The following is a 12892-nucleotide window of genomic DNA, read 5'->3' as shown; positions in this document are numbered from 1 at the left end:
TCAAGTTGAGTACAACGATCGACATCGAGCAGTTACCGACTGTCGAGCGTGTCACTCCAGACCATGAAGTCGTGATCGTCGGCGCTGGATTCGGCGGTATCGGTGCTGGTATCTCCTTGCAACGCAGAGGCATTCACGACTTCGTGATTGTCGACAAGTGGGATCAGGTGGGCGGCACCTGGCATGCGAACACTTATCCGGGTGTGGCGGTGGATATTCCCTCGTTTGTCTACAGCTTTTCCTACGAGCAGCGTGGTGATTGGTCGCGGATCTTCGCTCCGGGTTACGAGCTTCGCGATTACGCCAGCGACCTTGTGGACAAGTACGGCCTAGCTCAAAAGTTGCGGCTGAACACTACGATCACCTCGGCGGTGCTCGATGAGCGCAATAGCCTATGGCGATTGACTACCGACGCCGATCAGGAGATTACCGGCCGAAATGTAGTCATGGCGGTCGGTGGCCTCGAACGCCCGAAGATGCCTGATATCCCGGGTCTCGACGAGTTCGGGGGTGTGCTCATGCACACCGCACTCTGGGACCATGACGTGGCGCTGGCGGGCAAGCGCGTCGCGGTCATCGGCACTGGCGCAACGGCGCTGCAGGTCGTCCCGGCCATTGTCGACGAAGTCGAACATTTGACAGTCTTCCAACGAACACCGATATGGGTGTTCCCAAAACCTGACAAGGAGGTCACGTCCGCCATCCGGTGGGTTCTGGGGCGTAAGCGAATCCGTTCGGGTATCCGCCTGGTGGGAACCGTCGCAACCGAGGTCGGCATGGCCGGGATGTGGGTCGGTCCACAGTGGCTGACGAACGCGAGCCGCCGGATGCTTGAGGTTCCTACCCGCCGCTGGATGCGCCGCCAGATCGATGACCCGGTCGTTCGGGAGAAGCTGATCCCACGCTACGGGTTAGGCTGCAAGCGCCCGTCGATGTCAAACGACTACTTGCGTACCTTCAACCGCGACGACGTCAGCCTGGTCACCGATGCGATCGAGTGCATTACCAAGAAGGGGGTACGGACGGCGGACGGCGTGGAGCACGAGATCGACGTGTTGATCTGCGCGACCGGGTTCAAGCTGTGGGAGGCGGGCGCGGTGCCTCCCTTCCCCGTCATCGGGCGGGGCGGCGTCGATCTCGGGCGGTTCTGGAGTGAGCAGAGATACCAGTCGTACCAGGGTGTTTCGGTTCCCGGATTTCCGAACATGTTCTCAATCACCGGGCCCTACGGATTCGTGCTCGGCTCGTACTTGTGGATGATCGAAGCGACATCGGCTCACCTGAGCCGCGCCATAGCCGAAGCGAAGCGCCGCGGTGCAACGGTCTGCGAGATTCGTCAGGAAGCCCACGACGAGTATTTTCGGAAATGCCTGAAGCGCCAACAGAATAACTTCCTGTTCACTCCGGCGTGTGCGGGTTCGAACACCTACTACATTAATAACCAGGGCGATTCACCGTTTCGGCCGTCGACGCACGGCGAAATGTACTGGCAGAACCGCTATTACAACCTTGATGTCTACCGATACAGCAGGGCCGTTGCGGTTCTGGACGCAGCCGCGGCCATGACGAAGGAGAGCCTGTGAAGTTCAACCGATTGCGACCGCGCCTGGTGGTGGTCACCGGGGCTGGAAGCGGCATTGGCCGGGCGACAGCGATCAGGTTCGCTAAGCTCGGCGCCCACGTCGTGGTCTCCGACATCGATCTGGATGCGGCACAAGCGACCACCGCGATGATCCGCGGTTACGGCCTCGGCGCGTCGGCGGCGCAGTTGGACGTCACCGACCCCGACGCCTGGGCGGTGTTCGGTCGCGATGTGTTAGCCGATCACGGTTACACCGATGTATTGGTCAACAACGCAGGTATCTTGGTGGGCGGCCACTTTTTGCAGCTGAGTCCCTCGGATTGGGACCGCCAACTCGGTGTGAACCTAATGGGTGTCGTCCACGGATGTCGTGTGTTCGGCGCCCAGATGGTTGAGCGCGGCGGTGGCCACATCGTCAACATCGCGTCAGCGGCGGCGTTCACACCCACGCCGGTGATGGCGCCGTACTCGGTGTCCAAGGCGGGCGTGAAGATGCTGACCGAGTGCTTGCGGCTCGAACTCGGACCGAGAGGCATCGGCGTCAGCGCCGTGTGCCCGGGTGTGATCAACACCAACATCGCTGATCGCGCGATCGTAGTCGGCGTCGATCAGAACCTGATCGAACAAGGAAAGCAGTTCACGAAGAAGCTCCAGGAATTTAGCGAGAAGTTTAGGGTCTCGCCGATGAGCTCGGACCTCGTAGCTCGTGCCGTCGTACGTGCGGTACGGTTTGATTTGGCGGTCGTGCCGGTGCGCACCGAGGCCTGGCTGGGCTATTTCATGCTCCGTATCGCCCCTGGTGTCAACCGCCGTATGATGCAGCCATTCTCGGTGGACGCATTTCAGCGGCTGGGTGCTCGCCTGTCAAAGACAGTGGGTGCTGCGGACCAGGGTGAGCTTGCCGCCGGTGGAGCCGAGGCGGCGGCACCGGTCACCAGCACGGGAAAGTAGGGTGCGGGCTGATCAGCGGCCAATCGTAGGTGCTCTGCCGTCAATACGCCGTGCAGCTCGGGTGAAGGGGTTCCCCTGATTCCGTGGGGACTTGACTTGTAGTGATCTTGATTCCTGCTGCCCCCGGCTAGGTGCGTGGGTCGGTAACGGATTTGTCGGGTCGGCAGGTGGATTTGTCCTGGACGGAGGGCATCGGGCGGCGTTTTGTTGGCCTGGTGGTGTGATCGGGCGGGCCGCATTCCGCGGGATGGCGGATCGGTGGCCGTAACTCGCTGCGCACGACCCTTTCAGCCGGCCGCAGCCTGCGCTGCAATGTTGTAGTAGGAGGGTTCGCAGGTTGTGGCAGGCGGCGAGCAGGCGCCATTCGGCGCGGGCGTGATGGTGGCCGCGGAGCAGGAGTCGACTCGCCCCCTGGGTGGTCTTCATCTGCCCGAACACCGGCTCGACGATCACCTTGCGCCGCGAATATGCGGCCTTGCCCTTCTTGGTGCGAAGTTTGCGGGCCATCCGCGCCTTTGGTGTCGCATTTTTCGGTGTCCGTCCCCGTGGCGCGTCGGGAACCTGCTCGCCGTGGGCGAGCCGGCCGGTCGCGATCAGCGGATCGGTGCCCGCCTTGTGGGCGGCGTCGATGTTGTTCTCACTGAAGTAGCCGGCGTCGGCGAGCGTCTGACGCGGTGTGGTCGCGGTGTTGGTGATGGTCTGGGCGAGCAGCTCGCCGAATGCGGGGTTGTCGGCGCCGGATTCGGCGAAGTCGGTCGCAACGATCACCTGATGTTCTTCATCGACGACGGCCTGCGCGTTGTAACAGTAGTGGAAGCTGCCGTCGGCGGTCTTCATGATCTGGGCGTCAGGGTCGGTGAAGTTGCGCTGCGCCTTGGGCTTGACGGTCGCGCACTGTGCTGCCTGCTCGGCGGCCCGCGCGGCCGCGTCGTCATCATGGCCGGCGTTTTGCGCCCTTGCCCGGGCCTTGTCCGCGGCCTGGTCTTTGGCGTGTTGTTCCAGGTCGGCCTTGGCCTTGCGGATCTTGGCCAGCCGGCTCTCACGGCGGGCCAATTCGCCCTGCAGGTCACCGCCACGATTGTCCGGGCCGTGGGCCTGGTCCTCGTCGATATCGACGCGTTCGGCCTCCCGCATGATCTGCTCGACCTGGGTTTGCAGGGCCGGCTCCGCCTCGCACATCCGGTCATAGCTCATCGCCTTGTGACGGGAGGCATTGGCCTTGACCTTGGTGCCATCGAGGGCCACCCGGCCCATCGTGACCATGCCCGCCTGCTGGCACAGGGTCAGCGCCTGCAGGAACAGGGCTTCCAGCGCGGCGAGGTGACGGCGCCGAAAGCGGGCGATGGAGCGAAAGTCCGGTGCGGTGTTGGCGGCCAGGTACCGAAACGCCACATCGTCATGGCAACGGGCTTCGATCTTGCGAGATGAACGAACCCCGCTGGTGTACCCGTAGAGCAGCAGCTTGAGCATCAGCCGCGGGTGATACGGCGGAAAGCCCCGGGCCTCGCTGTAGGAGGCGAAAAACACTGCCAGATCAAGCACCTCATCGACCAACTCGGACACAAACAACGCCAGATGATCGTCAGGCAACCAATCCCGCAACGACGGCGGCATCAAAAACGACTGATCCTGGTCATAGGCCCGAAACGTCTTGTCCACCGAAACCTCGCCCGGTGACGATGACGAGCGAGGCCGCGCGGACTCGGTCTCAAACAGCTGATCCTGGGCCGTCATCAAATCCATGGACACAGTTTTCCCGACCATCCACGTCGCCATCAGCGTGACACACCAACAACTCGTGGATACCGACCCACGCACCTAGGTGAGCGGGGGGGTAGGGCGCAGAGCGCGCTACCTGAGCAGAAGCGCGGCGAGCTGCTTCACGTGGGTGCGTCCGCGGTCGCCGTCTTCGAGTGCTTCGAGCCAGCGAGCAGGGATGGATTCAACGCCGTCGCGGGCGCCGACGATCGCTCCTGTCATGGCCGCTACACCCGCGTGGAACGCGAGCACCTGCAGTACTACCTCGACGAGTTCACCTTCAGATTCAATCGCCGCAGGTCAAAAGCCCGCGGAATGCTCTTCTACCGACTCCTGCAACAAAGCGTCAACACCGATCCCCACCCACTAGCCGACCTCATCGGCGCCGCCGAAGGCCAAGAGCAAACTCTGCGAGCAACTGCTAAACCACTGCCCGGCAGTACTTTTGACGAATTTTTTTAAGCAAACGAGTCCACTTAAGCAGATAAGCAATAAGTATGTTCGACTTAGGCGAGCTGTTTAACGGGTCTAAACACATTCTTAACGCTCCTGGCCTACCGCCCCGGAGGTCCCGCGCAAATACTGGTACAAGTGCGAGAAACGAGGGGCGGGGACTGCGCATGGCGCAAGCGATAACACTGGATACGGCGTACCTGAGAGCTCAAGATCCCGATCAGTACGCCAGCCTGGTGATCGGCGCGGTCGCCATCGTCGATGGTGGCGTCCCCGATTACGCACTGCTGAAACAGCTGCTGGCGGAACGGATTCAGTCGATACCGCGCTGCACACAGGTGCTGCGGACGCAGAGCTTCGAGTGGATCGACTGTCCCGGATTCGACCTGGCCCATCATGTGCGCTGGGTGGCGATTCCGCGCCCGGGCGACGACGCCCAGCTGTCCGGCGCGATCGCCCACGCCCTGGAGCGTCCCCTCGACCTGGACCGTCCGCCGTGGGAGTGCTGGGTGATCGAGGGCCTGAAAGGCGGCCGGTGGGCAATCTTGATGAAGATCCACCACGGCTTGGCCGACGGGAACTCAGCCGCCCACCTGCTCACCCGGCTTTGCGACGACGCCGACCACGATGCATTCGCGAACGGTGTTGGCGACAAACATGATTCGCCGCCGCAGGCCTCGAAGCGCGGCTGGCCCCTGGAGTGGGCTGGGGCACTCGCCGGCAACTTCGTCGGGGCGATCTGGCCGACGGCACGGCCCTCGGTCGACCCGGTCCTGCGGCGCTACAGCACGGTGCGCGTCCCGATTGCCGACGTCGAGTGCGTGTGCCGCAAATTCGGTGTGACCGTCAACGATGTCGCGCTGGCGGCCATCACCGAGGGCTTCCGAAGGGTTCTGCTACGCCGCGGCGAAGAACCGCGGGCGGACTCGCTGCGCACCCTGGTGCCGATGCCGGTACGTTCGGCACTACTGCCATACCTGCCCGTCGAGCATGACGACCCGGTCCAGCAATTGCGGACCGTGCACAGCCGGTGGAAAGCGCAGCACGCCGACAAATCTCCGCCCGGTATCGTGGAGTCTGCGATCAATTGTCTGCCAACTATGCTGCGCGGCAACCTCATACAACTGTTACCCAGGCTCCCGCAGCGCGGCCTCGTAACGCTGGCGAACCACGCGCCCGGGCCTCGCCATCAGCTGCGGCTGATGGGCCAGACGATGGAGCGCCTGCTGCCGATCCCCCCGATCGCCTTGCAGCTGAGCACCGGGGTCGCGATGCTCAGCTACGGCGACGAATTGGTATTCGGGCATCACCGCCGAATACGACGCCACGGCCGACGTCAAGCAGCTGGCAGCCGGTATCGAGCTGGGCATGGCACGGATGGTGGCGCTCAGCCAGGATTCGGTGTTGCTGTTCAGCAAGGACCGCCGGCGCACGCGCGCGGCGCGCGCGTTTCCGGGCCAGGCGCAGCGGCCGCGACCGTCGGCACCCACGCCGGCACGTCACTGACCCGCTCTCACCGGCGTTGAACACCGTGAGAAGGTTGGTCAATGCCGGTCACCATCGACCCGCGCCGCCATGACGCGGTGCTGTTCGACACCGCGTTGGACCGCACCCAGGCGCTGACCCGGCGATTGCGCGAAGCCGGCGTCGACACCGGCGTCTTCGCGTCGAACGGTAACGTCCGCGACACCCTGAGTGAGGCAGCAGACAAGCTGTCGGTCCGCCCGGGGCGATGCGCCGTCCTTACCGACAACGCGGCTTGCGTCCAGGCCGCGCGCGACGGCGGATTCGCGTTGGTCATCGGCCTCGACCGAACAGGGCAAAGTGACGCCCTGCGGCGCGTCGGCGCCGACGCCGTGGTCGGCGATCTGGATGAGGTCGCCGTGCGCACCGGGGACCACCGGATGTCCCAGCTACCCGATGCTGTGCAGGCCCTCGGTGCCCTCACCGACCGGAGGCCGGCCATATGTTCTTCGACTTCGACGGCACGCTGTCGGACATCGTCGACGATCCCGCCGCGGCCCGGCCCGTCGCCGCCGCGGTCGAGGCGCTGCGGAAGCTGGCCGCGCAATGCCCGGTCGCGGTTCTGTCCGGCCGCGACCTCGCCGACGTGTCACAGCGCCTCGGTGTGCCCGGGATCTGGTATGCCGGCAGCCACGGTTTCGAGCTGACCGCACCCGACGGCACACACCACCAGAACGACGCCGCGGCGGCGGCCACACCGGTGCTCGAACAGGCCGCCGCCGAGCTGCGCGACCGGCTCGACTCGATCCCCGGAGTTATGATGGAGCACAAGCGATTTGGCGTTGCGGTCCACTACCGCAACGCCGCGCGGGACCGCGTGGGCGAGGTTGCCGCGGCGGTGCGCGCGGCGGGCCGGCGGGACGGACTTCGGGTGACGACGGGTCGCGAAGTCATCGAGCTGCGTCCGGACATGGACTGGGACAAGGGAAAGACGCTTCGCTGGGTGATCGATCACCTGCGCGAGGCCGACGCGCGTCCGCTGGTGCCCATCTATCTCGGCGACGACATCACCGACGAGGACGCGTTCGACGCGGTCCGCGATGATGGTATCCCGATCCTGGTGCGACACAGCGAAGACGGCGACCGCGCCACCGCCGCGCTGTTTGCGTTGGACAGTCCCGCGCGCGCCGCCGAGTTCACCGAAAGGTTGGCACAGCGGTTAAGTGACGCCCGCGTAAATTAGCGACGGCAACGGTTCTAACGGCGCTCAGGGTGCCAACATTCGAGTGATCCAGCACGACGGTGTCCCCATTCGGCGGTGGCACGAGGTTGGCGCGACATGCCGGGACATGAAGCGTTGGCCGCCTCACGCGCCACCCTAGGTAGCCGATCAAGACGGGGCAATCACTGCCATGCCGAGCGCCTCGGCGGCGTCGCGCATGCGGTCGTCGTAAGTGCACAACCGGCCAAGATCCATGCCGAGCCGCTGGGCAGTCGCCAGGTGAATTGCATCGAGGGTGCGTAGCTCGATTGGCAGCAGCCCACCAGCAAGATCGAGCAATCGGTTGTCGATGCGTAGTAGGTCTAGGCTCGCGAGCGCCCGGCGTCCGGCTCTTCGGGCTGATTCACCCTTGTGGAGCAGAGCCCGCATGACCTCCGTCCGCGCAAGGGCACTCGACACCCGCGGCAGCCGGGTGCGAAGGTAGCGACGCAGCGCATCCGACTCTGGCTCACGAACTGCAAGCTTGACGATTGCGGACGAGTCCAGGTAGATGGCCGCCATCAACGCTCGTGCTCACGCAGGCGCGCAAGCGTCACGGACGGCAGCTCGATACCCGTTTTGAGTCGGACCGGCTCGGGAAGGTCATCAAAGTCAAGCGTCGCACGTTCGATCCCGCCGCTTGCCAGCATCTGCTGGTACGGACCGCCCTCCGGCATCGGCGAGAGAAGGGCGATAGGCCGACCACGGTCGGTGATCTCGATCGTCTCGCCGGCCTCGACCCGACGGAGGAGTTCGCTGGCCCGCTGCCGCAGCTCACGAACGCCCACCGTAGACATGTGCTAACTGTAGCACATAGCTGTTTAGCTTAGCGCCCGAGCGATCCCCCCGAAGCCCGCCGAATGCGGGACAGGTCATGGCTGGACGGCAGGCCAGGCGCACCAGTGAACGCCTGCGCGCCGGGGCGACGTACCGGGTTCTAAGCCATCGGCTAGGCCTCCGCGTACTCCACCGCGCCGTCGTCCAACACGATCCGCGCGTTCGCGCTTTCGGCGCCACAAGCCTCCGTCCGAAACACCGCCTTGCCCGGTTCCGTCCGCCAGATCAGCGTGGTCAGCGTCTCCCCTGGAAACACCGGCGAGGTGAATCGCGCCGCTATCGACGTGACGTTGGCGGCCACGCCCTTGCCCAGCTCGGCGACCAGCGCGCGGCCCGACACCCCGTAGGTGCACAGCCCGTGCAGGATCGGCTTCGGGAAACCGGCCATGTCCCTGGCGAACCACGGGTCGCTGTGCAGCGGGTTGCGGTCACCGGAGAGCCGATAGATCAGCGCCTGGTCCGCACGGGTGGGCAGCGCGATCCGGGCATCGGGCTCGCGGTCGGGAAACTCCGGCGCGATCGGCCGCTGACCCGGCACTCCCCCGAACCCGCCCTCGCCCCGGATGACCAACGTGGTGAGTGTCTCGGCGATCAGCTCCCCCGAGTCGGGGTCGGTGCCGCGGCCGCGCAGCACGATGATCGCGTTCTTGCCCTCGCCCTTGTCCTGGATGTCCGCGACCTCGGAGACCACGGACAGCTTGCCCGCCGGCGGCAGCGGTGCGTGCAGCCGGATGCCCTGCGACCCGTGTAAAAGCATGGCCCAGTTGAACTTTCCGATCTTGCCCGCCGCACCGAACGCCGGGCAGCAGATCACCGCATAGGTGGGCAGCACCTGCTGGGTGATGTCGTGGCTGTTTTCGGTGGTGAACGATAGGTCGTCAGTTCCGGCGCCGACACCGAGCGCGTAGAGCAGCGTCTCCCGGTCCGTCCATTCGAACAGCATCGGCTCCGTCGTCGCACCGACGGCACTCGGGTCAATCGCCATACGAGTCTCCCTTCAAGCTTTTCTGCCACCCAACCATCGCAAACCCTTCCCACCGGCACCGTCGGCGGGGCAGGCTATCGCCATGCGCAATCCCAGCTTGATCAGGAAGGCCTCAAAAGCGGTAGCCGTGCTGGCCGCAACGGTAATCGTCGGCGCCTGCGGCGGGTCACCGCAGGCCCACAGCATCACCGTGACGTTCGTCCGGCACGCGGAGTCCGAGACCAACGCCAGCGGCGTCATCGACACCGACGTGCCGGGCCCGGGCCTGACCCCGGAGGGCAAGGGGCAGGCCGAACAGGTCGCGCACCAACTCGCCCACAACAAGTACGACGCCGTCTACGCCTCCACCATGGTGCGAACGCAACAGACCGCCGCGCCGTTGGCCGCCGAACTCGGCAAGCAAGTCGAGGTGCTGCAAGGCATCCAAGAGATCAACGCCGGCTGGTACGAGGGCAAGCCCGTCTCGATGGCCCCCTCGACGTACCGGCGGACTGGCTCAACGGCGACGTCGGAGACCGCATCCCCGGGTCGATCACCGGCAAGGAGTTCAACGACTGGTTCACCGCGGCCGTGCAGAAGATCTACAACAGCGGCCACAACCAACCGGTGGTGTTCTCGCATCTGTACGCCATCGAGTACTGGACGCTGATGAACACGAAGAACGCCAAGGACAGCCTGGCGACCAGTCATCCGCTGCCCAACGTCGGCCGCGTGGTGATCACCGGAAACCCGATGACCGGCTGGACGCTGGTGGACTGGGACGGCATCCGCAACTTCGCCGGCTGATGCCTGGACAGCATGGTTGACGTGCGCGGTGTGACCCGCCACGATGGCTTGCATGCGCTATGTCGTTACCGGCGGTACCGGGTTTATTGGTCGCCGCGTCGTACCTCGCCTGCTGGAAACCCGGCCGGACGCGCAGGTGTGGACCGCTACAGCCCGCAGGTGCGTGCCGAGCTGTTGGCGATGAGCAGCGCGACGATCGACCGCTACCTGCGTGCGGTCAAGGCGCGCGACCAGATCAAGGGGAAATCGACCACCAAGGCCTCCCCGTTGCTGCGGTCTTCGATCAAGATCCGCAAGGCAACCGACGAGGTCGAGGGATCTCCGGGGTTCTTCGAAGGCGACACCGTCGCGCACTGCGGTCCAACCCTCAAAGGCGAGTTCGCCCGGACCGTCAACCTCACCGATATGCATATCGGTTGGGTCTTCACCCGCACCGAACGCAACAACGCCCACACTCACATCCTCGGCGCCCTCAAAGCCGGTGTCCATGAAATACCTTACGAGGTAACCGGTTTGGACTTCGACAACGGAACCGAATTCCTCAACAAGGCCGTCATCAAGTGGGCTGCGCAGATGGAGATCTTCTTCACCAGGTCGCGGCCGTACAAGAAGAACGATCAGGCCACAATCGAGTCCAAGAACAACCACCTCGTCCGCAAGTATGGGTTCTACTACCGCTATGACACCGACGAGGAACGTGCGGTGCTCAACCGGCTCTGGAGGCTGGTCAACGACCGGCTCAACTACCTGACGCCCACCATCAAACCGGCTCTGCGGAAATGAGCGTGCAGCAGTGGTTGGCGGATATCCGCGGTGGGGGTTCGTGTCGTTGAGCTGAGGTGGGGCCTCGGTGGGTGACGATTCAGGTTCCTACACGCCGCTTCACCAACACCACCGAGGTGACCCTTGCCTGAGGCTACTGCCTGCCCGCCGTCTGTTGTTGCCGACACGATCATGCGCACCATCGAGTTGGGGGTGACGATCACCGACGCCGCGGTCGACGAGAAGACGACGACGATCTTCTGCAGGCCGGTGGCCTGTGACGCCAGGTGTCCGGACTGCGGCCGGGAGGGCCGCTACCGCGACACTGTGACTCGGCCGTTGACGGATCTGCCGGTGGCCGGCTACCCGCTGGTGCTGCAGGGTGCCCTACCTCGCTACCGCTGCACAACGCCAGCGTGTGGGCGGGCAGTGTTCAACCAGGATCTGGGCAAGTTGGCGGCCCCGCGCTCATCGACGACGCGGCGCTGTGCCCGGTATGTATTGCGGCGGTTGATGATCGACCGCACCACCATTTCGGCGATCGCCGCCGAACTCGGGGTGTCCTGGCATACTGTCAGCTCCATCGCGATGCGTGCGACCGCCGGCCTGATCGCCACAACCGGGCCGGATCGGCTGGCCGGGGTGACGGTGATCGGTGTCGATGAGCATCGCTGGGCGCCTCGGCGTCGCGGCACAGAGGGGTTCGTCACGCTGATCATCGACCTCACGCCTACCCACGACCAGACCGGCCCGGCACGCCTGCTCGACCTGGTCGAAGGACGCTCAGCGACCGCACTGGCCACGTGGTTGGCCGCCCAACCCACCGACTTTGCCCGGGCCGTGGAGGTCATTGCGATGGACGGGTTCGCCGGCTACAAGACCGCCGCCACCGAGGTCATCCCGGACGCGGTCACCGTGATGGACCCCTTCCACGTTGTGGCTTTGGCCGGGACCAAGCTCGACCTGATCCGCCAACGCATCCAGCAGCAGACCCTGGGTCGGCGCGGACACACCGGTGACCCGCTCTATGGGATCCGGCGCATCGCCCGAACCCGCCTGCAGCTGCTCTCCCCACGCCAATACACCCGGCTGACCGAGGTGCTCGACGGCGACGACCATCTCGCCGTCAAGGTCGCCTGGCTGATCTATCAGAAGATCATCGCCGCCTACGCCGACCCGAACCGACGTCACGGCAAGAAGGCAATGACCAGGCTGATCGAGTCGATACGGCGCGGCGTACCCGCCGGATTGGAGGAGATCGCCCAACTCGGCCGCACGCTATCGCGCCGCCGCGCCGACATCCTGGCCTTCTTCGACCACCACGTCTCCAACGGACCCACCGAGGCCATCAACGGCCGCCTGGAAGTCGGCGCGGCGTACCCGCCGGATTGGAGGAGATCGCCCAACTCGGCCGCACGCTATCGCGCCGCCGCGCCGACATCCTGGCCTTCTTCGACCACCACGTCTCCAACGGACCCACCGAGGCCATCAACGGCCGCCTGGAAGCATTGCGCCGCAACGCCCTCGGATTCCGCAACCTCACCCACTACCGTTGGCGCTCACTACTACACAGCGGAGCACTCCACCAACTTGTCAATGCACTCTGAATTACGAAGAGCCATCAAACCCATCGGCTACGGCGCTGGCCGCGACGGCCAGCGCCGCCGCCTCTACGACGAGCCCATGACCCCACTGGACCGGCTGCTGGCAGCCGGGGTCCTCTCGCCAGCCCAAGAATCGGAGCTGCTTGCCTACCGCGACACCCTGAACCCCGCCGCGATCGCACGCCAGATCGCCGATCTACAAGCCGCCCTGCTCAGACTCGCCAAGAACAAGACCGAACACCTCTACCTCGCCGCCATCCCCACCGCCCTACCCGAGGTCAGATCCGGCATCCGCATCCAGAACAAGACCGCCAGTTGACCTCGTTTTCGCGGGCATTCCTTACGTGATGCATGGATCAGGTTTCGCGGGCAACTTGACGTGATGCATCACGCCCCCGACGCAGCATGTGAGAAGTTTCCTTACTGGAATCAAGATCGCCGAGGTCGGC

General features: G+C 64.8%; 7 protein-coding genes and 8 pseudogenes. 11 read left to right on the top strand and 4 right to left on the bottom strand.

The annotated features are described in order from the left end of the window. The first annotated feature begins 5 nt into the window (after positions 1–5). The gene (locus tag NF20_RS20955; RefSeq protein ID WP_033711193.1) at positions 6–1583 is read left to right on the top strand and encodes a flavin-containing monooxygenase; all 1578 of its coding nucleotides are present in this window, start codon (positions 6–8) and stop codon (positions 1581–1583) included. After that, positions 1580–2533, top strand: coding sequence for an SDR family NAD(P)-dependent oxidoreductase (locus tag NF20_RS20950; protein ID WP_007168413.1), 954 nt, complete (start codon positions 1580–1582; stop codon positions 2531–2533). The genes NF20_RS20955 and NF20_RS20950 overlap by 4 nt, the downstream gene beginning before the upstream one ends. A 300-nt stretch (positions 2534–2833) precedes the next feature. Here NF20_RS20950 and NF20_RS20945 read toward each other — a convergent pair. Continuing rightward, positions 2834–4249: pseudogene (locus NF20_RS20945) on the bottom strand (IS1182 family transposase); the annotation flags it as partial. A 276-nt stretch (positions 4250–4525) separates the two neighbouring features. On the opposite strand from NF20_RS20945, the pseudogene NF20_RS28495 reads away from it, so the two are divergent. The 3 pseudogenes from NF20_RS28495 to otsB form a co-directional block, all read left to right on the top strand. Then, positions 4526–4753 (top strand): annotated as a pseudogene (locus NF20_RS28495) (IS1595 family transposase); the annotation flags it as partial. Positions 4754–4911: 158 nt separating this feature from the next. Then, positions 4912–6250, top strand: a pseudogene (locus NF20_RS20940) (wax ester/triacylglycerol synthase domain-containing protein). A gap of 41 nt (positions 6251–6291) precedes the next feature. Then, positions 6292–7451: pseudogene (otsB, locus tag NF20_RS20935) on the top strand (trehalose-phosphatase). 147 nt (positions 7452–7598) lie between these two features. Here the strand turns inward: otsB and NF20_RS20930 are convergent. From NF20_RS20930 to NF20_RS20920, 3 genes are all read right to left on the bottom strand, one after another. Then, on the bottom strand, positions 7599–7991 hold the full coding sequence (locus NF20_RS20930; RefSeq protein ID WP_007168407.1) for a type II toxin-antitoxin system VapC family toxin: 393 nt from the start codon (positions 7989–7991) through the stop codon (positions 7599–7601). After that, a complete protein-coding gene (locus tag NF20_RS20925) occupies positions 7991–8266 on the bottom strand; it encodes a type II toxin-antitoxin system Phd/YefM family antitoxin (RefSeq protein ID WP_007168406.1) in 276 nt (91 codons plus the stop codon). The genes NF20_RS20930 and NF20_RS20925 overlap by 1 nt, the downstream gene beginning before the upstream one ends. 152 nt (positions 8267–8418) lie before the next feature. Then, the gene (locus tag NF20_RS20920) at positions 8419–9291 is read right to left on the bottom strand and encodes a MaoC/PaaZ C-terminal domain-containing protein (RefSeq protein ID WP_007168405.1); all 873 of its coding nucleotides are present in this window, start codon (positions 9289–9291) and stop codon (positions 8419–8421) included. 82 nt (positions 9292–9373) lie between these two features. On the opposite strand from NF20_RS20920, the pseudogene NF20_RS20915 reads away from it, so the two are divergent. The 6 genes and pseudogenes from NF20_RS20915 to NF20_RS28985 all read left to right on the top strand — a co-directional run bounded on the left by NF20_RS20915 (position 9374) and on the right by NF20_RS28985 (position 12762). After that, a pseudogene (locus tag NF20_RS20915) lies at positions 9374–10077 on the top strand (histidine phosphatase family protein). Positions 10078–10129: 52 nt separating this feature from the next. Next, a pseudogene (locus NF20_RS27395) lies at positions 10130–10237 on the top strand (NAD-dependent epimerase/dehydratase family protein); the annotation flags it as partial. Continuing rightward, positions 10216–10860: an integrase catalytic domain-containing protein gene (locus tag NF20_RS20910; protein ID WP_019731991.1), complete on the top strand. Its 645-nt coding sequence runs from the start codon at positions 10216–10218 to the stop codon at positions 10858–10860. The pseudogene NF20_RS27395 and the gene NF20_RS20910, both read left to right, overlap by 22 nt. A gap of 171 nt (positions 10861–11031) precedes the next feature. After that, a pseudogene (locus NF20_RS20905) lies at positions 11032–12161 on the top strand (ISL3 family transposase); the annotation flags it as partial. A 138-nt stretch (positions 12162–12299) separates the two neighbouring features. Further along, a pseudogene (locus tag NF20_RS28990) lies at positions 12300–12446 on the top strand (transposase); the annotation flags it as partial. Next, positions 12436–12762: a hypothetical protein gene (locus NF20_RS28985; RefSeq protein ID WP_033711234.1), complete on the top strand. Its 327-nt coding sequence runs from the start codon at positions 12436–12438 to the stop codon at positions 12760–12762. The pseudogene NF20_RS28990 and the gene NF20_RS28985, both read left to right, overlap by 11 nt. The last annotated feature ends 130 nt before the right edge of the window (positions 12763–12892 follow it).

This window comes from Mycobacterium sp. MAC_080597_8934 (genome assembly GCF_000523975.1).
Classification (GTDB): domain Bacteria; phylum Actinomycetota; class Actinomycetes; order Mycobacteriales; family Mycobacteriaceae; genus Mycobacterium; species Mycobacterium avium.
The sequence above is the reverse complement of the archived record's forward strand: the minus strand, read 5'-3'. Positions and strand labels throughout refer to the sequence as shown.